Origin of the sequence: Klebsiella sp. MPUS7 (genome assembly GCF_009905335.1) — a bacterium.
In the GTDB taxonomy this organism is placed as follows: Bacteria; Pseudomonadota; Gammaproteobacteria; order Enterobacterales; family Enterobacteriaceae; genus Klebsiella; species Klebsiella grimontii.
In genome coordinates this window covers 5,243,836-5,265,292 of record NZ_CP047604.1, presented here as the reverse complement: position 1 = coordinate 5,265,292, position 21,457 = coordinate 5,243,836, and the positions used below count along the sequence as shown (strand labels likewise).

Annotated in this window: 18 protein-coding genes and 3 tRNA genes; 15 read left to right on the top strand and 6 right to left on the bottom strand. The window is 56.3% G+C overall.

The window, feature by feature from the left end; translation table 11 throughout:
- Nucleotides 1-20: 20 nt before the first annotated feature.
- From mscM to rsgA, 3 genes are all read right to left on the bottom strand, one after another.
- A complete protein-coding gene (mscM, locus tag GUC22_RS24595; RefSeq protein ID WP_024360247.1) occupies nt 21-3,347 on the bottom strand; it encodes a miniconductance mechanosensitive channel MscM in 3,327 nt (1,108 codons plus the stop codon).
- 24 nt (nt 3,348-3,371) lie between these two features.
- Nucleotides 3,372-4,334, bottom strand: coding sequence for an archaetidylserine decarboxylase (asd, locus tag GUC22_RS24590; protein ID WP_049130784.1), 963 nt, complete (start codon nt 4,332-4,334; stop codon nt 3,372-3,374).
- Between the two features lie 93 nt (nt 4,335-4,427).
- Nucleotides 4,428-5,489 (bottom strand): small ribosomal subunit biogenesis GTPase RsgA, encoded by a 1,062-nt coding sequence (gene rsgA / locus GUC22_RS24585; protein WP_004871132.1) that lies wholly within the window; start codon nt 5,487-5,489, stop codon nt 4,428-4,430.
- A gap of 94 nt (nt 5,490-5,583) precedes the next feature.
- Between rsgA and orn the strand changes: the two genes are divergently transcribed.
- Nucleotides 5,584-6,129 (top strand): oligoribonuclease, encoded by a 546-nt coding sequence (gene orn, locus GUC22_RS24580; RefSeq protein WP_004097954.1) that lies wholly within the window; start codon nt 5,584-5,586, stop codon nt 6,127-6,129.
- A gap of 41 nt (nt 6,130-6,170) precedes the next feature.
- On the opposite strand, the gene GUC22_RS24575 is transcribed toward orn, so the two are convergent.
- Nucleotides 6,171-6,902 (bottom strand): arginine ABC transporter substrate-binding protein, encoded by a 732-nt coding sequence (locus GUC22_RS24575; protein ID WP_024360249.1) that lies wholly within the window; start codon nt 6,900-6,902, stop codon nt 6,171-6,173.
- A 286-nt stretch (nt 6,903-7,188) separates the two neighbouring features.
- Here GUC22_RS24575 and GUC22_RS24570 point away from each other — a divergent pair.
- From GUC22_RS24570 to GUC22_RS24560, 3 genes are all read left to right on the top strand, one after another.
- Nucleotides 7,189-7,264, top strand: a tRNA-Gly gene (locus GUC22_RS24570).
- Between the two features lie 23 nt (nt 7,265-7,287).
- Nucleotides 7,288-7,363, top strand: a tRNA-Gly gene (locus GUC22_RS24565).
- Nucleotides 7,364-7,387: 24 nt separating this feature from the next.
- A tRNA-Gly gene (locus GUC22_RS24560) sits at nt 7,388-7,463 on the top strand.
- Nucleotides 7,464-7,733: 270 nt separating this feature from the next.
- Here GUC22_RS24560 and queG read toward each other — a convergent pair.
- Nucleotides 7,734-8,873 carry a tRNA epoxyqueuosine(34) reductase QueG gene (queG, locus tag GUC22_RS24555; protein WP_024360250.1) on the bottom strand — a complete coding sequence of 380 codons (1,140 nt, stop codon included), beginning with the start codon at nt 8,871-8,873 and terminating at the stop codon, nt 7,734-7,736.
- Nucleotides 8,874-8,886: 13 nt separating this feature from the next.
- Here queG and nnr point away from each other — a divergent pair, with 13 nt between their 5' ends.
- The 9 genes from nnr (at nt 8,887) to hflC (ending at nt 19,141) form a co-directional block, all read left to right on the top strand.
- Nucleotides 8,887-10,398: a bifunctional ADP-dependent NAD(P)H-hydrate dehydratase/NAD(P)H-hydrate epimerase gene (gene nnr, locus GUC22_RS24550; protein ID WP_201746421.1), complete on the top strand. Its 1,512-nt coding sequence runs from the start codon at nt 8,887-8,889 to the stop codon at nt 10,396-10,398.
- A complete protein-coding gene (tsaE, locus tag GUC22_RS24545) occupies nt 10,391-10,852 on the top strand; it encodes a tRNA (adenosine(37)-N6)-threonylcarbamoyltransferase complex ATPase subunit type 1 TsaE (RefSeq protein WP_004871122.1) in 462 nt (153 codons plus the stop codon). The genes nnr and tsaE overlap by 8 nt, the downstream gene beginning before the upstream one ends.
- 16 nt (nt 10,853-10,868) lie before the next feature.
- Nucleotides 10,869-12,206 (top strand): N-acetylmuramoyl-L-alanine amidase AmiB, encoded by a 1,338-nt coding sequence (gene amiB, locus GUC22_RS24540; protein WP_024360252.1) that lies wholly within the window; start codon nt 10,869-10,871, stop codon nt 12,204-12,206.
- 10 nt (nt 12,207-12,216) lie between these two features.
- The gene (gene mutL, locus GUC22_RS24535) at nt 12,217-14,112 is read left to right on the top strand and encodes a DNA mismatch repair endonuclease MutL (protein ID WP_102649962.1); all 1,896 of its coding nucleotides are present in this window, start codon (nt 12,217-12,219) and stop codon (nt 14,110-14,112) included.
- Nucleotides 14,105-15,055, top strand: coding sequence for a tRNA (adenosine(37)-N6)-dimethylallyltransferase MiaA (miaA, locus tag GUC22_RS24530; protein ID WP_032695150.1), 951 nt, complete (start codon nt 14,105-14,107; stop codon nt 15,053-15,055). Before mutL ends, miaA begins: the two co-directional genes overlap by 8 nt.
- A gap of 92 nt (nt 15,056-15,147) precedes the next feature.
- Nucleotides 15,148-15,456: an RNA chaperone Hfq gene (gene hfq / locus GUC22_RS24525; RefSeq protein ID WP_004871115.1), complete on the top strand. Its 309-nt coding sequence runs from the start codon at nt 15,148-15,150 to the stop codon at nt 15,454-15,456.
- Between the two features lie 75 nt (nt 15,457-15,531).
- Entirely contained in the window at nt 15,532-16,812 is a 1,281-nt protein-coding gene (gene hflX / locus GUC22_RS24520) for a ribosome rescue GTPase HflX (protein WP_004128082.1), read from the top strand.
- A 65-nt stretch (nt 16,813-16,877) separates the two neighbouring features.
- On the top strand, nt 16,878-18,134 hold the full coding sequence (hflK, locus tag GUC22_RS24515) for an FtsH protease activity modulator HflK (RefSeq protein WP_004128085.1): 1,257 nt from the start codon (nt 16,878-16,880) through the stop codon (nt 18,132-18,134).
- 2 nt (nt 18,135-18,136) lie between these two features.
- Entirely contained in the window at nt 18,137-19,141 is a 1,005-nt protein-coding gene (gene hflC / locus GUC22_RS24510) for a protease modulator HflC (protein ID WP_004871105.1), read from the top strand.
- Between the two features lie 63 nt (nt 19,142-19,204).
- Here the strand turns inward: hflC and GUC22_RS24505 are convergent, their stop codons facing one another.
- Entirely contained in the window at nt 19,205-19,495 is a 291-nt protein-coding gene (locus tag GUC22_RS24505) for a hypothetical protein (RefSeq protein ID WP_004871104.1), read from the bottom strand.
- Between the two features lie 217 nt (nt 19,496-19,712).
- Here GUC22_RS24505 and GUC22_RS24500 point away from each other — a divergent pair, with 217 nt between their 5' ends.
- Nucleotides 19,713-19,910, top strand: coding sequence for a DUF2065 domain-containing protein (locus tag GUC22_RS24500; protein WP_004097978.1), 198 nt, complete (start codon nt 19,713-19,715; stop codon nt 19,908-19,910).
- A gap of 102 nt (nt 19,911-20,012) precedes the next feature.
- Nucleotides 20,013-21,311 carry an adenylosuccinate synthase gene (locus tag GUC22_RS24495; RefSeq protein WP_004097979.1) on the top strand — a complete coding sequence of 433 codons (1,299 nt, stop codon included), beginning with the start codon at nt 20,013-20,015 and terminating at the stop codon, nt 21,309-21,311.
- Nucleotides 21,312-21,457 lie beyond the last annotated feature (146 nt).

Below are 21,457 nucleotides of genomic sequence, written 5' to 3'. Positions count from 1 at the left end.
GTGTTCAGGCAAGGCCGTTCTTACAGGCTGCCGGGCGTGCGGCTGGTTTTCCCTGCCGAGGTCAGCGCTCTGCTGCTTTTTCTGCCATCGATGCTCTCCAGGCGCATCTGGAACGGCGGGAACGGCATATCGATACCGTGCTCGCGGAACCCGGCCAGAATCAGCTGATGCATCTCGTGGCGCAGCGGCATACGGTGACCCATTTCGGCGGCGTAGATACGCAGCTCGAAAATCTGGATCCCCTGCTGTAGGTCAACGAGGAACGCTTCCGGCGCCGGGGTATCGATAACCAACGAACAGCGGTGCGCGGCATTTAACAGGATCTGCGCCACCTCTTCGGTATTGGCATCCACCGGCGCAGGCACCGTTAACACTACGCGGGTCACGGAATCCGACAACGACCAGTTGATGAACTGTTCGGTGATGAACGCCTTGTTCGGCACGATAATCTCTTTACGGTCCCAGTCGCTGATAGTCGTGGCGCGAGTATTAATACGCGTCACGCTGCCGGTGAGATCGCGAATAGTGACCGTATCGCCAATCCGTATCGGTTTCTCAAACAGGATAATCAGGCCGGAGATAAAGTTGGCGAAGATCTCCTGCAAGCCAAAACCGAGACCGACGCCGAGGGCGGCAATGAGCCACTGTAGCTTGGACCACTCAATGCCAATCATCGAGAAGCCGACCAGACCGCCGATCAGCATCAGCAGATACTTCGTGATGGTGGTGATGGCGTAGCCGGTGCCCGGCGTCAGTTCCAGATGCTGGAGGATCGCCAGTTCCAGCAGCGCGGGCAGATTGCGCACCAGCTGGGTGGTAATAATCAACACCAGGATGGCAATCAGCACCGCGCCGAGGGTAATCGGCTCCAGGCTCTCAACGCCCTGTACCGTAGAGGTGACGTCCCACAGCGAGATATTCTCCAGGAAGCCAAACGCGGAATGGATTTCTGACCACAGCACGATAACCGACACCAGCGCGATCAGCATCAGCAGGGAGCGCACCAGACGCAACGACTGGGTACTGATGGCATCCAGATCGACCTCGCTGACCTCGGCTTCCATTGAACCTTCCGGGCTGCTGGTATGCTGAGCCTCTTCTTCGCCACGTGCGCGCTGGGCGAGGATCTCCGCCCGTCGGTGCTTGGCGCGATCGAACGCCAGGCGGCGCCGCTGGATCAACATCCAGCGGCGGATGATGTGATAGACCACCAGCAGCAGGAACCAGATGGCGACCGAGGTTTCGAGCCTGGCGAGCAGCGCCTGCGCCGTGGCGAGATAGCCGATCGCCGCCGCCAGCATCGCCACCAGCGGCGCGCCGAGCAGCATATTCCACAGCAGCCGGTTCAGCATATTGTCGCCGCTGCCTTCTTTATCCAGATACAGCGGGATTCCGGCGCGTTTCAGGCTCAGGGTCACCATCGCCAGCGCGCCGCAAATCAGCATAAAGCAGAGGCGGCCCAGCGAGGCGGAAAACTCGCGATCGTTGAGGTTATCGAAGGTAATCAGCGCCATAATCAGCGGCACGATCAGCCCGATGCTCATCAGGTAGTAGCGCATCGCTTTGCTGACGCGGCTACGCGGCCAGCCGAAGTGGGCGACGAACAGGCCGTTCGGGCGGGCGAACGTGGCACAAATCATCACCACCCACAGCAGCGGCACCGTGGCGGTGACGCTATCGCCAATGGCGACCGCCAGCGGGAAAGGCCAGGCGGCCTGCAGGCCATAGCCCAGCGTCATCCACAGTACCGGCAGCGGCGAGGCCACCAGTATTGACCAGAACACCGTGCGCAGCGTGAGCCAGAAGTGATCCTGCGTAACCTTGCCGACGCGCGCGCTGGAGCGCTCAAGGAAGCTGGTGAAATGGCGGCGCGAGCTGATGCTGAACCCCACCAGAATGAGCGCGACGAAGAGCGGCAGCAGGGTCTCTTTGCTGGTCAGCATCATCATGCTGGCTTTGCCGAGCTGGCTCATGGTATCGAGCGAGATCAGACGGCGTAGGTCCTGAACGATCTCCAGCGGCCATGAGAAGCCGATTGGGCTGACGTCGGAGGTCCAGAACAGATAGCGGTGGGTAGCTTCGTTGATCTCTTTAAGCGCATCCTCAAGCTGACCGTTAGCGACTTTTAGCTTGGTCAGTTCGAGCATAAGCGTATCGCCACCGCGCAGCAGGGAGTTGAGCAGCTCAGTCTGCGTACGCATCTGAGCCTGCAGAATACGGTTCTGCTCGCTGGTGAGCGGTTCCCCATCCGCCTGACGAATTTGTCTTAGCTGCGGCTGTTTGCCGAGCTGATCTTCATAGCGTAAACGCTGCACGCGCAGCTGCGCCATTTCGGTATCCAGCTGCTGCGGTCGCGGGATTTCCGGCAGCCGCGCAACCTGCGCGCGCAGGGCTTCGCCGAGCAGATTGGAAGAACCCAGCCACTGGGACTGTTCGCGCAGGGTGTTTAAAGCCTGACGCACCTGCAGGGTTTGATTGGTCGCCTGGCGCTGCTGCGAGGCGATCAGATCCATCCGCTGCGCCTGCTGGTTGAGCGCCTGCGACAGCTCGCGGTTAACTTTAAACTGCGCCACGATATCCGGCGGCAGGTTTTCGCTGTTTTCCGCCAGCAGTTCGGTGCTTTCCAGCGCTTTCTCCGCCTCGCGCTGTCGTTGATTATTTAGCTGATTACGCAGCGCCTGTAGCCAGGCGTCGAGCTGTTCGCTCTCTTTCTGCGCCAGCTCGGAGCGCAACCGTGAAAGTTCCTGACGGTTATTGGCGGAGAGCTGGGCCAGATCGAGCTCATCGACCAGCGCTTTCAGCCGCGCGGACTCCGCCTGCAGACCAAGATTCTGCGCCTGCGCCAGCGGCGTATTGCTATTTTGCGCGCCAACCCGGCGCTCAACCTCGTTCAGCTGGCGGCGGGCATCGCTCTGCTGCTGCGGCAGTTGGTTAAGCGAGTCGGCGATGTCCCGGGCGCGATCCTGCTCCTGCTGAGCTTTACGGCTGGCTTCCAGCAGCTGGCTGCTGACCTGGAGAATCTCCTGGTTCAGCGCATCAGAGGAGAGGGTAGTAGAGACCTGGCGCGGCTCATCGCTCAGATTATTGAGCTGCGCGCGCAGGGTTTGCGACAGTTTAGGGAAGTTATCGATAACGTCCTGGTACTGACGGACGCGCTCAAGGGAAGCATTACGCTCCTCAAGGGCGTTGAGGGCAGATTGCAGGACTTCGACGGTCTCAGGCTGGGCGGGCTTCGCCGCCTTCGCCTGTTCCAGTTCCTGAGCTATCTGTTTAGCATCCGGGGCTGTCGCTGCGTACGCCCCAAAACTGAGGCACCAGGCCAGCAGGAAAGTGTATATCAGGCGCACGGCGTAACCTTTTTCTTTCAGGAATTAACCTTCGTCTTGTTTATCGTCAACCAGCGGACTGGCGGCGTGTTCAGCGCGGACTTCTTCCTCTGCCAGCGGAGCGGGCTCGACCGGCGCTACGGCTTCAGGCGCGGTTGCCAGCGGCTGGCCTATTTTGGTGACCGACAGGCTGTGTAACTGCTCAACCAACGTCACCTGGCCTGGCGCAAATAGGTTGATCACCGTGGAGCCCAGCTTAAAGCGGCCCATCTCCTGGCCTTTAAGCAGGGCGACGGAGCCTTCGCTATCGCCGGCGGGCCAGGTCCAGCGCTTAATGACGCCTTCACGCGGCGGCGTCACGGTACCGGACCATACGGTTTCGATGCTGCCGACGATGGTGGCGCCGACGAGGATCTGCGCCATGGGGCCGAATTCAGTATCGAACAGGCAGATGACGCGCTCGTTGCGGGCAAAAAGATTCGGTACGTTTTGCGCGGTCAGATGGTTTACGGAGAACAGGTCCCCCGGCACGTAGATCATTTCGCGCAGAATACCGTTGCACGGCATATGCACGCGGTGGTAATCGCGCGGTGACAGATACGTGGTGACGAAGCTGCCGTTACGAAACAGGTCGGCCATCTGGTAGTTACCGGCCAGCAGCGCTTCCAGGCTGTAGTTGTGACCTTTGGCCTGCAAAATTTTGTCGTCTTCAATGGCGCCGAGCTGGCTGATGACGCCATCGGCAGGCATCACCAGCACGCTCGGGTCGGTGTTTAACGGACGTACGTCATCGCGCAACGGGCGAACGAAGAAATCGTTAAAGGTGCGGTAGCTGGCGGTGTCAGGCTTTTGCGCCTCTTTCATATCGACCTTGTAATATTTCACGAACAGATCGATGACCAGCTTTGTCAGCCAGCCTGCTCGCTTGCGCGCACCCCAGCCTGCGAGGCGGGTGAGCCACAGTTTAGGCAGAATGTATTGCAGTGAAAGTTTAAGATCGTTTAACAAGGTAGCCTCCAGGCCATTATTTGTCGTTCCTGGCCCCGCGCAACAGCGGGACCTGAAAAAGGGGGACGATTCTAACGATGCTCAGGTTAAATGTCAGTCATCAGATGATGAAAAGCTTTTACGCGTTTTTACCTGTACCTGCGCCATGCTTTCCAGAATGCGGTGGTAGTTTTCAAATCGGCTTTCGGCGATTTCCCCTTTCTCCACCGCTTCGCGAATGGCGCAGCCCGGGTCAGCGTCGTGCTTGCAGTCGCGGTATTTGCAACGGCCTAAATAATCATGGAATTCGACAAAGCCGTGGGTGATTTGTTCCGCGTCGAGGTGCCACAGACCGAACTCGCGTACGCCCGGCGAATCAATCACATCGCCGCCGTGCGGGAAGTGGTACAGGCGCGCGGCCGTGGTGGTGTGTTGCCCCAGTCCTGAGACGTCCGAAACGTCATTGGTAAGGATTTGGTCATCATGCAGGCCCAGCAGCGCGTTCAGCAGGCTGGATTTGCCTACCCCGGACTGCCCGGCAAAAATACTGATACGATCGGTGAGCGCCTCTTCAAGCGGCTTCAGGCCATCCTGCGTGCGGCTGGAAACCATCAATACGCGATAACCAATATGGCGATAAATGTCCATCTGCTCGTTGACGAAGGCCATGCTCTCCTGATCCAGCAGATCGATCTTGTTGAGTACGATCAGCGGCTCAACGTTCAGCGCTTCGCAGGCCACGAGATAGCGGTCGATAATATTCGGAGAAAGCTCAGGCAAAATCGCGGAGACAATAACAATCTGATTGATATTGGCGGCGATAGGTTTGACGCCGTCGTAGAAATCCGGACGCGTCAGTACGGAAGTTCGTTCATGTACGGCCTCGACGATACCCTTGACGTTGACGCCGTCAGCTTCGCTTTTGCCCGGGCGCCAGACCACGCGATCGCCGGTAACCAGCGAACGAATAGTTCGGCGAATATTGCAACGGTGGACGCTACCGTCGGCGGATTCGACATCGGCATGCATGCCAAAGCGGCTAATGACGGTCCCTTCGGATTTCTCACCGAACAGGTTGTCATCAAAATCGGCCTTCTCCGAAGTCGTTTTCAGGCGGCGCTGGTGGTTGGCCTTCACGCGGCGCTGTTGGCCTTTGGAGAGTTTATTTTTACTCAATCGAACTGGCTCCTGGTCGCCCTGTACGGGCAAAACCTCTATGATACACGCTATTTTAGATGAATATAGTGACGTAAGAAGGGTGGAAAATAACATGAGTGCAGATGAAAACAACCTGATTTGGATCGATCTTGAAATGACGGGGCTGGATCCGGAGCGCGATCGCATCATCGAAATCGCCACCCTGGTGACCGACGCGAATCTGAACATTCTGGCGGAAGGGCCGACGATTGCGGTACACCAGTCAGATGCGCAGCTGGCGTTGATGGACGAGTGGAACGTGCGTACCCATACCGGCAGCGGGCTGGTGGAGCGGGTGAAGGCGAGCACCCAGGGCGATCGTGAAGCCGAACTGGCGACTATCGAATTCCTCAAAAAATGGGTACCGGCGGGTAAGTCGCCAATCTGCGGCAATAGCATCGGCCAGGATCGCCGCTTCCTGTTTAAATATATGCCGGAGCTGGAAGCCTATTTTCACTACCGTTACCTCGACGTCAGCACGCTGAAAGAGCTGGCTCGTCGCTGGAAACCGGAAATTCTTGACGGTTTTAAGAAACAGGGGACGCACCAGGCGATGGACGATATTCGCGAGTCGGTCGCGGAACTGGCTTACTACCGCGAGCACTTCATCAAGCTTTAATGTTTATGCCGGGGCCAGAAGCGCCCCGGCATGACGTCTGATTATTTAAACCACTTCTGTTCCATCGCCTGGAATTCCGGCGAGGCCTTTACGACATCCAGAGCGGCATTGAGGTTATTCAGCAGCTCAGGATCGTCTTTACGTACCGCAATGGCGTACTGCTTACCGTAGTAGCCGGGATCCGTGGCGCGTTCGTCCATCATGGCGTAGTCGGGGTTATCCTGGAGCCATTTCGTTAACGTCTCCTGATCGCCCATCACGCCGCTAATCACGCCTTCTTTAAGCGCGCGCAGGGCGCTTTCGTCGCTGTCGTAAGGCACCGCATGCACGGCTTTTTGTTTGTCCCGCAGATAGCGCTGATGAAGGGTGCCTTTCACGACGCCGAGTTTTTTATCCTTCAGATCGGCAAAGGTATGGGCGGCGTCTTTCGCTGTGACCACTACGCCGGACAGCGCCTGACGATAGGGATGGCTGAACGCGACCTGTTTTTCCCGCATCGGAATCACTTCGATACCGGCAATCACGGCGTCGAATTTCTTAAAGCGCAGCGCCGGGATGAGGGTATCGAACCCCTGGGGAGTAAATTTGCATTCAACCTGCATCTGCTTGCACAGCGCATTGGCCAGGTCGATATCAAAACCCGTGGGTTGGTTTTTGCCACTGACGGTTTCAAACGGCGGATTGGCCGTCGTTGTCCCAAAATGTAGCGTTGTTGCCGATGCTGTTCCTGTGGCAAGCGTGGCCAGCAGCAGGACGGTAAGCGCTTTTTTCATTTTATTTCCCTGGTTATCATCGTTGTTGACCGTCAGCGGGCGATATCCGCCTGTAAACTTGAGCGATTTTGCGCCTTTAGCGAGCCCGGAAAAAGTCATTTTGCGGCATTTGCTGTTTATTTAGACAAATCAGGCCTGGATGTGGTGATAAAGTGGTCACTTAAACCAAAAACGAAAAAAATTGCGTTCAGGGGGGTTGCAGCTAAATCGAATTCTCGTATAATGCGCCTCCCGTGACGAAGCAGAAATGCAAATCACGACGCCATAGAAATATGGCCAGAAGTATGCGGGAATAGCTCAGTTGGTAGAGCACGACCTTGCCAAGGTCGGGGTCGCGAGTTCGAGTCTCGTTTCCCGCTCCAAAATTTGAAAGTACCACACCCAAGCGGGAATAGCTCAGTTGGTAGAGCACGACCTTGCCAAGGTCGGGGTCGCGAGTTCGAGTCTCGTTTCCCGCTCCAAAATTTGAAAGTTACCACACCCAAGCGGGAATAGCTCAGTTGGTAGAGCACGACCTTGCCAAGGTCGGGGTCGCGAGTTCGAGTCTCGTTTCCCGCTCCAAAATTTCTTCTCATATCCAGTTTATCCACAGCGCAACTACGCGTCATGAATGCTTTTCGCGATGTCCTGAAAATACTGTGAACAGAGTTATCCACAGGTTAGTCTTTCGTCTTTTCTCAGAAAAACACTTCACTATGTAAATAGTATTTTTATATATAACTGAAATATAAGAATTAAATTTCATTTCAAAGTGTTAATCCGATCACTTGACGAACGTCTGCCCGTTGAAACGCAATGTGTTTTTATTTTTATTCACACCCTGTGAATGAATCAGGCGTCGCGCGGTAGTCCTTTTTCAACCACCCTGACCAGCCGTAGCTTCTTGGGCAATTGCACCTCAACCACATTGGCATTTCGTTTTGCCATTTGCTGCGTCATCGCCCACTCGATGTGTTCATCGAGAAGTGGGTGCTCACCCCGGCGGCTCTCCAGCGCTTTGAGGTTGGCTTCATCCCAGGGCGCATTGCCCAGCGCGACAGCGATATTACGTAGCCAGCGCAGATGGCCAATACGGCGAATAGCCGATCCCTCCGTCACTTTTAGAAAATATGACTCGCTCCAGGTGAAAAGCTCCAGTAACTCAGGGGCATGCAGCGCCTTGCGCGGGCTGAAATCATCTTCATCGGTCAGCTGCGCGAAGCGGTTCCACGGGCAAATCAGCTGGCAATCATCGCAGCCGTAAATGCGGTTACCGATCAGCGGGCGGAACTCTTCCGGGATGGCGCCTTCCAGTTCAATCGTCAGATAGGAGATACAGCGCCGGGCGTCGACGGTATAGGGCTCGACGATGGCGCCGGTTGGGCAGATAGTCATGCAGGCCACGCAGCGCCCACACTCTTCCTCGACGGGTTGGTCGATGGGAAGAGGGAGGTCGATAAGCAGCTCGCCGAGGAAAAAGAACGAGCCGGCATCGCGGCTGAGGATAAGTGAGTGCTTACCTGTCCATCCCAGCCCCGCTTTTTCGGCTAAAGGGCGTTCAAGAATCGGCGCGGAATCGACAAAGGGTCTAAAATTGAGCGAAGCACACTGCGCCTGAATCATCTCACCTAATTTTTTCAGGCGATGACGTAACAGCTTATGATAGTCCCTTCCGAGGGCGTAACGGCTAACGTAACCCCGCGCGGGATCTTTCAGGGTGCGGGCGAATGCGGCATTAGCGGGCAGATAGTTCATCCTCACGCTAATCACGCGTAAGGTACCGGGCTGGAGTTCATGAGGGCGCGCGCGCATCATGCCGTGGCGCGCCATCCACTCCATTTCGCCGTGGTATTGTTTATCCAGCCACGCCTGTAGTTTAGGTTCGCTGGCGCTGAGATCGGTATCGGTAATACCGACCTGCTGGAACCCCAGCTCTGTGCCCCACTGTTTGATTTGCTGCGCTAAATGATTGAGATCGAGGGGCTGTGACATGATGGACCATACGATGACGAAAAACACCGACAGTATACCACATATCATCTGGCTGGCGGAGGCGCTACGGCGGGCGGAAAAAGAGGCGGCGGATGCCCTTGGGCTGACGTTATATGAGCTGATGCGCCGTGCGGGCGAAGCGGCTTTTGAACTTGCCTGCGTACAGTATCCAGGAAGCCAGCACTGGTTGATTCTTTGCGGCCACGGTAATAACGGCGGAGACGGCTACGTGGTGGCTCGCCTGGCGCAGGCGCGCGGGATTCAGGTTACGCTGCTGGCGCTGGAGAGTGAGAAGCCGCTGCCGGAAGAGGCCAGCCTGGCGCGTGAAGAGTGGCTTAACGCCGGCGGGACGATTCACGCCGCGAACATCGCCTGGCCTGAAGATATCACGTTGATTATTGACGGCCTGCTCGGTACCGGGCTACAGAGCGCGCCCCGGGAAAACGTCGCTGAGCTTATCGCGCATGCTAACGCTCATCCGGCGCCGGTTGTCGCGCTCGATATTCCCTCTGGTCTGAACGCGCAGACAGGTACGACGCCAGGCGCGGTTATCCATGCTGCTCATACCATCACGTTTATCGCGCTTAAGCCGGGGCTGCTGACCGGCAAAGCCCGCGATGTCGTGGGCCGCCTGCATCATCACGCTTTAGGGCTTGAGCGCTGGCTGGCAGGCCAGACGACGGCAATCAGTCGATTCGATGCCTCGCAGCTTCCCGACTGGCTGCCGCCGCGACGCCCAACATCGCACAAAGGCGATCACGGTAAGCTGGTGATTATTGGCGGCGAACCGGGTACGGCGGGAGCCATTCGCATGAGCGGGGAAGCGGCGCTGCGCGCGGGCGCCGGGCTGGTGCGCGTCCTGACTCATAAGGACAATATCGCCCCCGTTCTGACCGCCAGGCCGGAGCTGATGGTCCATGAACTGTCATCCCGCGCGCTTGAGGAAAGCCTGCAATGGGCGGATGTCGTCACGATTGGGCCGGGTCTTGGTCAGAGCGAGTGGGGTAAGAATGCGGTGCGCCAGGCGGAGAATTTTCGCAAACCGATGGTCTGGGATGCGGATGCGCTGAACCTGCTGGCAATCAATCCCGATAAACGTCACAATCGCGTGCTGACGCCGCATCCCGGCGAAGCCGCCCGTCTGCTGAACGTGAGTGTGGCAGAAATTGAAAGCGATCGCTTACATTCTGCACAACGTCTGGTAAAACGTTATGGTGGCATCGTGGTGCTGAAAGGTGCAGGTACGGTCGTGGCGAGCGAAACCGGCGAAATGGGCATTATTGACGCCGGTAATGCTGGAATGGCCAGCGGCGGGATGGGCGATGTGCTGACCGGCATTATCGCTGCGTTGTTAGGCCAGCGCCTGGCGCCGTATGATGCTGCCTGCGCCGGATGCGTTGCTCATGGCGAAGCCGCCGATCGGCTGGCGGCGAGACACGGCACCCGCGGAATGCTGGCGACCGATCTTTTTTCCACGCTCAGGCGTGTTGTTAACCCGGATGTGATTGACGTAGACCATGATTAACCGAGTGATTCCTTTACCCGATGAGCAGGCGACTTTAAGCCTTGGCAACCGCGTCGCGCAGGCATGCACTGGCGCGACGGTCATCTATTTGTATGGCGATTTAGGGGCGGGTAAGACCACCTTTAGCCGCGGTTTCCTTCAGGCTCTCGGTCACCGTGGCAACGTTAAAAGCCCAACCTACACCCTCGTCGAGCCTTACAGTCTCGAGAATTTGATGGTCTATCACTTCGATCTTTATCGCCTGGCGGATCCTGAGGAACTCGAGTTTATGGGGATCCGCGATTATTTTACTGACGATGCTATCTGCCTGGTGGAATGGCCGCAGCAGGGCACGGGAGTACTGCCGGACCCGGATGTTGAAATTCACCTCGAGTATCAGGCACAAGGGCGTGAGGCGCGCGTAACCGCGGTCTCCTCATTGGGTGAGTCTTTATTGGCGCGTTTGGCTAATTAGCCTGAAGGACGACGGGATGATGTATCGCTTAACCAGTTGGCTGGCCGCCGCGCTGATGCTGTTCAGCATTCAGGCCACTGCGGCAAGTTTATCCGATATCCAGGTCTCAAATGGCGATCGGCAGGCCCGCATTACCATTAGTTTTATCGGCGAGCCCGAGTATTCGTTTAGCCCCCAGGGCAAACGCATCGTGGCGCTGGATATTAAACAGACCGGCGTACTCCAGGGGCTACCGCTGCAGTTTAGCGGTAATAATCTGGTAAAAAGTATTCGTTCCGGGACGCCGCAGGATACGCAGTCGCTGCGCCTGCTGGTGGATTTAACTGCCGATGGCAAAACCCGCGCGGTGAAACAGCAGAACGGCTCTAACTACACCGTGGTGTTTACGATTAACGCCGACGCACCGCCTCCACCTCCGCCACCGCCGCAGCCAGTGGTGGTTAGACAGGCGGAAAGGCCCGTGGCGCAGCCCGTGCGTCCGAGCGAACCCGCACGCAACCCGTTTAAAGCCGATAACGACCGGCTCACCGCGGTGACCAGCACCAGTAGCGTAACGCGTCCCGCGGCGCGTACCGTTTCTGGCGACGACAAAGTGATTATCGCCATTGACGCCGGTCACGGCGGCCAGGATCCGGGGGCCATTGGCCCGAACGGCACGAAAGAGAAGAACGTGACCATTGCTATTGCGCGTAAGCTCCGCGCGCTGCTGAATGCCGATCCGCAGTTCAGGCCCGTTCTGACGCGCGACGGCGATTACTTTATTTCAGTCATGGGACGATCTGACGTCGCGCGTAAGCAAAACGCCAATTTCCTTGTCTCCATTCACGCCGACGCTGCGCCGAATCGCGATGCAACCGGAGCCTCGGTTTGGGTACTTTCCAACCGCCGCGCGAACAGCGAAATGGCCGGCTGGCTCGAACAACATGAGAAGCAGTCCGAGCTGCTGGGCGGCGCGGGTGATGTGCTGGCCAATAGCCAGTCGGACCCTTACCTGAGCCAGGCGGTGCTGGATTTACAGTTCGGCCATTCCCAGCGCGTCGGGTATGATGTGGCGACCAATGTGCTGAGCCAGCTGCAGCGTATCGGCGATTTACATAAGCGTCGTCCTGAGCATGCCAGCCTCGGCGTACTGCGTTCGCCGGATATCCCGTCGATCCTTGTCGAAACGGGTTTTATCAGTAATACCGGCGAAGAGCGGCTGCTGGGCAGCGATGCCTATCAGCAGCAGGTCGCAGAAGCGATTTATAATGGTCTGCGTAACTACTTTATGCAGCATCCTCTGCAATCCGCGCCGCGCGGGGCAGCAGCGCAGACCGCCAGCGCAGGTTCGTCTGATGGGACGTTGTTAAATTAAGGAGACGGCCATGCCAATACAGGTTCTACCGCCGCAGCTCGCCAACCAGATTGCCGCAGGTGAAGTGGTGGAACGACCGGCGTCGGTGGTCAAAGAGCTGGTGGAAAATAGCCTCGATGCCGGGGCGACGCGCATCGACATTGATATTGAGCGCGGCGGGGCGAAGTTAATCCGCATTCGCGATAACGGCTGCGGCATTAAAAAAGACGAGCTGGCGCTGGCGCTGGCCCGTCACGCCACCAGTAAAATTGCTTCGCTGGACGACCTTGAGGCGATCATTAGCCTCGGCTTTCGCGGCGAAGCTCTGGCCAGTATCAGCTCAGTGGCTCGCCTGACGTTGACCTCGCGTACCGAGGATCAGCAGGAGGCCTGGCAGGCCTATGCCGAAGGGCGCGATCAGGCGGTCACCGTGAAGCCGGCGGCGCACCCGGTGGGGACAACGCTGGAAGTGCTGGATCTGTTTTATAACACCCCCGCCCGGCGCAAATTTATGCGCACCGAAAAAACCGAATTTGGCCATATCGACGAGATCGTCCGGCGCATCGCGCTGGCGCGTTTCGACGTCACTATCAACCTCAGCCACAATGGTAAAGTCGTGCGCCAGTACCGGGCGGTATCGCAGGACGGCCAGCGCGAGCGGCGTCTGGGCGCGATCTGCGGTTTGCCATTTCTCGAACACGCGCTGGCGATTGAGTGGCAGCATGGGGATCTTACCCTCAGCGGCTGGGTGGCCGATCCTCTGCATACCAATCCGACGCTGGCGGAGATTCAATATTGCTACGTCAATGGGCGGATGATGCGCGATCGCCTGATTAATCACGCGATTCGTCAGGCCTGTGAAGACAAACTGGGGGCCGATCAGCAGCCTGCTTTTGTGCTGTACCTGAAGATAGATCCGCATCAGGTGGATGTGAACGTCCACCCGGCCAAACATGAAGTGCGTTTTCATCAATCGCGCCTGGTGCACGATTTTATCTATCAGGGCGTGCTGAGCGTCCTGCAGCAGCAGCTGGAGGTGCCGTTGGCAAAAGAGGGCGATGAGCCCGCGCTGCGGCAGGTGCCGGAAAATCGCGTTGCGGCAGGCGGCAATCATTTTGCCCAGCCGGCGGTCGTGCGTGAAAACGCGGCTCCCCGATATCGTGATGAGCCCGCCGCGCCGCGCTTTAACGCTGGCGGTTCGCGAGAACCTGCCGCCTCGGGGTCATCTTCAACTGGCGGAGCCGGCTGGCCGCATGCGCAGCCAGGCTATCAAAAACAGCAGGGTGCGCTCTACCGCCAACTGCTGGATACTCCTGCCGCGGAGCGCAAACCCAAATCTCCCGCACCGGCGGCGGAAGGCCTGTCAGGTCATAGCCAAAGCTTTGGCCGCGTGCTGACCATTATCGATAGCGACTGCGCGCTGCTGGAGCGCGACGGTAAGTTAGCGCTGCTGGCCCTGCCGGTCGCTGAGCGCTGGCTGCGCCAGGCGCAGCTGACGCCGGGCGCAGAGGCGGTTTGCGCCCAACCGTTGCTTATCCCGCTACGGATAAAAGTGTCCGAAGAGGAAAAAGACGCGCTCAAGCAGGCGCAGTCGGCGCTGGCAGAGGTCGGGATTGAACTCCAGTCCGATGCGCACCACGTGACGATCCGCGCAGTGCCTTTACCCTTAAGACAACAAAATTTACAAATCTTGATTCCTGAACTGATAGGCTACCTGGCGCAGCAAAAAACCGTCGACGTCGGCAATATTGCTCAGTGGATGGCGCGTAACCTGGCGAGCGAACATGCGCAGTGGAATATGGCGCAGGCGATTGCCGTCCTGGCGGATATTGAGCGCTTATGTCCGCAGCTGGTTAAAGCGCCGCCGGGTGGTCTGTTACAATCTGTTGATTTACATTCGGCGATGAATGCCCTGAAAGATGAGTGATGTAACCGAGGCAAGCCTGCCTAAGGCAATATTTTTAATGGGCCCGACGGCCTCTGGTAAAACCGCATTGGCGATCGCCTTACGTAAAGTTTTGCCAGTAGAGTTGATTAGCGTTGATTCAGCCCTCATTTATCGAGGAATGGACATCGGCACGGCCAAGCCGGATGCCGCGGAGCTAAGCGCTGCGCCGCATCGGCTGCTGGATATTCTTGATCCGGCTGAAGCTTATTCCGCGGCGGATTTTCGTCGTGATGCGCTGGCTGAGATGGCTGATATTGTTGCCGCCGGGCGTATTCCGCTACTGGTTGGCGGAACGATGTTGTATTTCAAGGCGTTGTTGGAAGGATTGTCGCCTCTACCCTCGGCTGACCCTGAGGTCAGGGCCAGGATCGAGCAACAGGCCGCAGAGCAAGGATGGAACGCGTTGCACCAGCAGCTACAGGAAATTGATCCGGTTGCCGCCGCGCGTATTCATCCAAATGATCCGCAAAGACTTTCCCGAGCACTGGAAGTTTTTTTCATTTCGGGTAAAACTTTAACGGAGCTGACGCAAACGTCAGGTGATGCTCTGCCGTATAAGGTGCACCAGTTCGCCATCGCCCCGGCGAGCCGTGAACTGCTCCATCAACGCATAGAACAGCGTTTTCATCAGATGTTGGCTTCAGGTTTTGAAGCAGAAGTGCGGGCGCTTTTTGCCCGGGGAGATTTGCATACGGATATGCCTTCCATTCGTTGTGTCGGATATCGCCAGATGTGGTCGTACCTAAATGGCGAGATCCCGTATGATGAAATGGTTTATCGAGGTGTTTGCGCCACGAGACAGTTGGCTAAACGTCAGGTTACCTGGCTGCGCGGTTGGGAAGGTATTCACTGGTTAGACAGTGAACAACCTGAACAAGCGTTCAACAAAGTATTACAGGTTGTTGGTGCTAGCCTGGACTGAACGTGTACAATTGAACAGGTATCGTGCGTAATTTTTTTAAGAATCGTAAGGTTCTGAGTACAAAACAAGCATACATATAAGGAAAAGAGAGAATGGCTAAGGGGCAATCTTTACAAGATCCGTTCCTGAACGCTTTGCGTCGGGAACGTGTTCCGGTTTCTATTTATTTGGTGAATGGTATTAAGCTGCAAGGGCAAATTGAGTCTTTCGATCAGTTCGTGATCCTGTTGAAAAACACGGTCAGCCAGATGGTCTATAAGCACGCAATTTCTACTGTTGTCCCGTCTCGCCCGGTGTCACACCACAGCAATAATGCTGGCGGCGGTACAAACAACTATCACCACGGTGGTGGTGCGCAGGGTACTTCTGCGTCGCAGCAAGACAGCGAAGACGCCGAATAAGGCAGAAGCTGTTTTTCCACGTCGGGGAGCCAGGTTTTCTGCGTTCCCCGCTGGTATTTTATAAGGGGTTTACGCTTGTTTGACCGTTATGATGCCGGTGAGCAGGCGGTACTGGTACACATCTATTTTTCGCAAGACAAAGATATGGAAGATCTCCAGGAGTTTGAAACTCTGGCCTCTTCCGCCGGTGTCGAAGCAATGCAGGTGATTACCGGTAGCCGTAAAGCACCGCACCCGAAGTATTTTGTTGGTGAAGGTAAAGCTGTCGAAATAGCGGAAGCCGTCAAAGCGACCGGAGCATCGGTCGTGCTCTTCGATCATGCCCTGAGTCCGGCTCAGGAACGAAACCTGGAGCGCTTATGCGAATGTCGGGTTATCGATCGTACCGGCCTGATTTTAGATATTTTTGCCCAGCGAGCGCGTACCCACGAAGGGAAACTGCAGGTCGAGCTGGCGCAGCTGCGTCACATGGCGACTCGCCTCGTTCGCGGCTGGACCCACCTTGAAAGACAGAAAGGCGGGATTGGTTTGCGCGGCCCGGGTGAAACCCAGCTCGAAACTGACCGCCGTTTGCTGCGTAACCGTATTATGCAGATCCTGGCGCGGCTGGAAAAAGTTGAAAAACAGCGCGAGCAGGGACGGCGTTCACGCGCCAAAGCCGATATTCCTACCGTGTCGCTGGTCGGTTATACCAACGCCGGTAAATCCACGTTGTTCAACCAGATAACTGAAGCCGAGGTCTATGCTGCGAACCAGCTGTTCGCCACTCTGGATCCGACGCTGCGCCGCATTGACGTGCCTGATGTTGGCGAAACCGTACTGGCGGATACCGTAGGTTTTATCCGCCACCTGCCGCATGACCTGGTGGCCGCGTTTAAAGCGACGCTCCAGGAGACGCGCCAGGCGACGCTGCTGCTGCATATTATTGATGCGGCCGATGTGCGTGTGCAGGAAAACATTGACGCGGTAAATACGGTGCTCGCGGAGATCGAGGCCGATGAGATCCCGACGCTGCTGGTTATGAATAAAATCGACATGCTGGATGATTTTGAGCCGCGTATCGATCGGGATGAAGAAAATAAACCGATTCGGGTCTGGCTTTCCGCCCAGACCGGGGTTGGCGTACCGCTGCTTTTTCAGGCTTTGACGGAACGGCTTTCTGGTGAAGTGGCGCAGCACACGCTGCGCCTGCCACCGCAGGAAGGCCGGTTGAGAAGCCGGTTCTATCAGCTTCAGGCGATAGAGAAAGAGTGGATGGAGGATGACGGTAGCGTTGGTCTGCAGGTGCGCATGCCGATCGTTGACTGGCGTCGCCTCTGTAAACAAGAGCCAGCGCTGGTTGAATACGTGATTTGACCTTGCAGCTTGCCTGAAGATATTAACCCCTGTGGGGATATCAAAAACAAATATGGAGCATATACATGGCGTGGAATCAGCCCGGTAATAACGGACAGGACCGCGACCCGTGGGGAAGCAGCAATAACCAAGGCGGCAACTCTGGGGGAAATGGCAACAAAGGCGGTCGCGATCAGGGACCTCCCGATCTGGATGATATCTTCCGTAAGCTAAGCAAAAAACTTGGCGGCCTGGGTGGCGGAAAAGGTGGACTGGGCGGCGGTAGCGGCTCTCAGGGACCTCGCGGGCCAATGGGCGGGCGTATCGTCGGCATCGTTGCCGCCGCTGCGGTTATTATCTGGGCAGCCAGCGGTTTCTATACCATTAAAGAAGCTGAACGTGGCGTCGTCACTCGCTTTGGTAAATTTAGCCATCTGGTTGAGCCTGGCCTTAACTGGAAACCGACCTTCATTGATAGCGTTCAGGCGGTTAACGTTGAGTCGGTCCGTGAACTGGCGGCTTCCGGCGTCATGCTGACGTCTGACGAAAACGTCGTGCGCGTTGAGATGAACGTGCAGTACCGCGTGACCGATCCGGAACGCTATCTGTTTAGCGTCACCAGCGCGGACGACAGCCTGCGTCAGGCTACCGACAGCGCCCTGCGCGGCGTGATCGGCAAATACACCATGGACCGTATCCTGACCGAAGGACGTACCGTCATTCGTAGCGATACTCAGCGTGAGCTGGAAGAGACCATTCGTCCGTACAACATGGGTATTACCCTGCTGGACGTCAACTTCCAGACGGCGCGTCCGCCGGAAGAAGTAAAAGCCGCGTTTGACGATGCGATTGCCGCACGTGAAAACGAACAGCAGTACATTCGTGAAGCGGAAGCTTACACCAACGAAGTTCAGCCGCGGGCTAACGGTCAGGCGCAGCGTATTCTTGAAGAAGCTCGCGCATACAAGACCCAGACCGTTCTTGAAGCTCAGGGTGAAGTGGCTCGCTTTGCGAAAATCCTGCCTGAGTATAAAGCGGCTCCGGAAATCACCCGCGAGCGTCTGTATATCGAAACCATGGAAAAAGTGCTGAGCCATACGCGCAAAGTGCTGGTTAACGATAAGGGGAGCAACCTGATGGTTCTGCCTCTGGATCAGATGCTGAAAGGCGCCGGCGCGCCGGCGGCAAAGAGCGATAGCAGTGGCGCAAGCGATCTGCTGCGTCTGCCGCCTGCATCCAGCTCAAACAGCGCCAGTAACGCTTCTACCTCTACGGGAGGCACCATTATGGACCAACGCCGCGCCAACGCGCAGCGTAACGACTACCAGCGTCAGGGGGAATAACGATGCGTAAATCTGTTATCGCGATAATTGTCATCGTGCTGGTGGTGCTCTACATGTCCATCTTTGTGGTCAAAGAGGGCGAGCGCGGGATCACGCTGCGTTTTGGTAAAGTTCTGCGCGACGATGAAAACAAACCTCTGGTGTACGCGCCAGGACTGCACTTCAAGATTCCGTTTATTGAGTCTGTGAAGATGCTCGATGCGCGTATCCAGACGATGGACAATCAGGCCGACCGCTTCGTCACCAAAGAGAAGAAAGACCTGATCGTTGACTCCTACATCAAGTGGCGCATCAGCGACTTTAGCCGTTACTACCTGGCAACCGGCGGCGGTGATGTCTCCCAGGCCGAGGTGCTGCTGAAACGTAAATTCTCTGACCGTCTGCGTTCTGAAATTGGCCGTCTCGATGTGAAAGACATCGTGACCGACTCCCGCGGTCGTCTGACCCTGGAAGTGCGCGATGCGCTGAACTCAGGTTCCGCGGGCACGGAAGATGAAGTCAGCACGCCGGCTGCCGATGACGCGATTGCCAAAGCGGCAGAGCGTATTGAAGCGGAAACCAACGGTAAGGTTCAGGTGATTAACCCGAACAGTATGGCGGCGCTGGGTATTGAAGTCGTCGACGTGCGAATCAAACAGATCAACCTGCCGGCTGAAGTGTCTGAAGCGATCTACAACCGTATGCGCGCCGAGCGTGAAGCGGTTGCCCGTCGCCATCGTTCACAAGGTCAGGAAGAAGCTGAAAAACTGCGCGCGACCGCGGATTATGAAGTGACCAAAACGCTGGCGGAAGCCGAGCGTCAGGGACGTATCCTGCGCGGTGAAGGCGATGCGGAATCGGCGAAACTGTTTGCTGACGCATTCAGTCAGGATCCGGGCTTCTATGCCTTTATCCGTAGCCTGCGCGCGTACGAGAACAGCTTCCAGAGCAATCAGGATGTGATGGTTCTCAGCCCGGACAGCGATTTCTTCCGCTATATGAAATCACCTACGGCAACGAATCGTTAATAACTGATGGCATAAGTAAAAAGGCGCCCTTTATAAGGCGCCTTTTTTACAACCGAGCTGGAATTAATTGCCGAGAAGTTTATTGAGCAGACCGCCGATTACCGGCAGGCCTGCCAGGGTACTCTCAATGGCTCCGCCAACGGTGAAACCAACCGTCTCGCCTACGGTTTTGCCTAAATCGGGAGCAATAGTTGAAAGATTGATAGTGCCTATAATCGGCAGTTCAATGTTCAACATATCGCTGCTGAGCGACCACACGGCGGCGCCAGCTTTTGCACCTATAGAAGCGAGACTATCCTGTAACCAGCCTGCGCCGCTTACGGCGTCGATTTCAATTGCGGTTAATTCTCTCATCATAATCCTCCTGATTATTTTATGCTCGTATCTGAAACTGATACGCGCTGGCATAGTTGCAATTTAAAAAAACACATTCAATACAATAAATTATGAATTTTGTTTCACTAAATAGGTTCATAATAACGATGAAATACCGGACAATATGAAATAAAAGTAAACGCAACGTTGATAAACGACTGGTTCTGTACGGGCGGCGTATAAATAAAGGTGGATAATGAATTCAACAATCTGGCTGGCACTGGCGCTGGTTTTAGTCCTTGAAGGACTGGGTCCGCTGCTTTATCCACGCGCGTGGCGTCGAATGGTCGCCACCATGAGCCAACTACCGGATAATTTATTACGCCGGTTTGGCGGTGGTCTTGTGGTTGCTGGCATCGTCATCTACTACATGTTGAGGAAAACGATTGGCTGAGCGTAAAGTAGACTAATTTCCCGTCTTTCGAGTGCAAAAAGTGCTGTAACTCTGAAAAAGCGATGGTAGAATCCATTTTTAAGCAAACGGTGATTTTGAAAAATGGGTAACAACGTCGTCGTACTGGGCACCCAATGGGGTGACGAAGGTAAAGGGAAGATCGTCGATCTCCTGACTGAACGGGCTAAATATGTTGTGCGCTATCAGGGCGGTCACAACGCCGGCCATACTCTCGTAATCAACGGTGAAAAAACCGTCCTCCATCTTATTCCATCAGGTATTCTTCGCGAGAATGTCACCAGCATCATCGGCAACGGTGTCGTGCTGTCTCCGGCTGCGCTGATGAAAGAGATGAAAGGTCTGGAAGACCGTGGTATCCCTGTCCGCGAGCGTCTGCTGCTTTCTGAAGCTTGCCCGCTTATCCTCGAATATCACGTTGCGCTGGATGTCGCCCGCGAGAAAGCGCGTGGCGCGAAAGCTATCGGTACGACCGGTCGCGGTATCGGCCCGGCTTATGAAGATAAAGTGGCTCGCCGCGGTCTGCGCGTTGGCGATCTGTTTGATAAAGCCACCTTCGCTGAGAAACTGAAAGAAGTGATGGAATATCACAACTTCCAGCTGGTGAATTTCTACAAAGCCGAAGCGGTTGATTACCAGAAAGTTCTCGATGACGTGATGGCGATTGCCGACATCCTGACCGCGATGGTTGTTGACGTTTCCGATCTGCTCGACCAGGCGCGCAAGCGTGGCGATTTCGTCATGTTTGAAGGCGCGCAGGGTACGCTGCTGGATATCGACCACGGTACTTATCCGTACGTGACCTCTTCCAACACCACCGCCGGTGGCGTGGCGACCGGTTCCGGTCTGGGTCCGCGTTATGTAGACTACGTTCTGGGTATCATTAAAGCCTACTCCACTCGCGTAGGCGCGGGTCCGTTCCCGACTGAGCTGTTTGATGAAACCGGCGAGTTCCTGTGCAAGCAGGGTAACGAGTTTGGCGCCACCACCGGCCGTCGTCGTCGTACCGGTTGGCTGGATGCCGTGGCGGTACGCCGCGCGGTGCAGATTAACTCCCTGTCGGGTTTCTGCCTGACTAAGCTGGACGTCCTGGACGGCCTGAAAGAAGTTAAAATCTGCGTTGCCTACCGTATGCCGGATGGCCGCGAAGTGACGACCACTCCGCTGGCTGCTGACAACTGGGAAGGCATCGAGCCGATTTATGAAACCATGCCGGGCTGGTCTGAAACCACCTTTGGTGTGAAAGAGCGCAGCGGCCTGCCGCAAGCAGCGCTGAACTACATCGCACGCATTGAAGAGCTGACCGGCGTACCGGTTGATATTATCTCTACCGGTCCTGACCGTACCGAGACGATGATTTTGCGCGATCCATTCGACGCGTAATGATCTCCAGGGGCGCCGTTAAGGCGCCTCTTGTTTTTACTGTTCGCCCGCCCCACTTAAATAAATTAGCGGCCTGAGCGCTGGCTGGTTTATCATCAATAGTAATTACGTCTACCGACGCACTCTGTTTTTCTTTTCCCTGAGGT

Coding starts and splice junctions, on each gene's coding strand:
- orn (WP_004097954.1), top strand. CDS start 5,584: ATGAGTGCAGATGAAAACAACCTGATTTGGATCGATCTTGAAATGACG.
- GUC22_RS24575 (WP_024360249.1), bottom strand. CDS start 6,902: ATGAAAAAAGCGCTTACCGTCCTGCTGCTGGCCACGCTTGCCACAGGA.
- queG (WP_024360250.1), bottom strand. CDS start 8,873: ATGTCACAGCCCCTCGATCTCAATCATTTAGCGCAGCAAATCAAACAG.
- nnr (WP_201746421.1), top strand. CDS start 8,887: ATGACGAAAAACACCGACAGTATACCACATATCATCTGGCTGGCGGAG.
- tsaE (WP_004871122.1), top strand. CDS start 10,391: ATGATTAACCGAGTGATTCCTTTACCCGATGAGCAGGCGACTTTAAGC.
- amiB (WP_024360252.1), top strand. CDS start 10,869: ATGATGTATCGCTTAACCAGTTGGCTGGCCGCCGCGCTGATGCTGTTC.
- mutL (WP_102649962.1), top strand. CDS start 12,217: ATGCCAATACAGGTTCTACCGCCGCAGCTCGCCAACCAGATTGCCGCA.
- miaA (WP_032695150.1), top strand. CDS start 14,105: ATGAGTGATGTAACCGAGGCAAGCCTGCCTAAGGCAATATTTTTAATG.
- hfq (WP_004871115.1), top strand. CDS start 15,148: ATGGCTAAGGGGCAATCTTTACAAGATCCGTTCCTGAACGCTTTGCGT.
- hflK (WP_004128085.1), top strand. CDS start 16,878: ATGGCGTGGAATCAGCCCGGTAATAACGGACAGGACCGCGACCCGTGG.
- hflC (WP_004871105.1), top strand. CDS start 18,137: ATGCGTAAATCTGTTATCGCGATAATTGTCATCGTGCTGGTGGTGCTC.
- GUC22_RS24505 (WP_004871104.1), bottom strand. CDS start 19,495: ATGAGAGAATTAACCGCAATTGAAATCGACGCCGTAAGCGGCGCAGGC.
- GUC22_RS24500 (WP_004097978.1), top strand. CDS start 19,713: ATGAATTCAACAATCTGGCTGGCACTGGCGCTGGTTTTAGTCCTTGAA.
- GUC22_RS24495 (WP_004097979.1), top strand. CDS start 20,013: ATGGGTAACAACGTCGTCGTACTGGGCACCCAATGGGGTGACGAAGGT.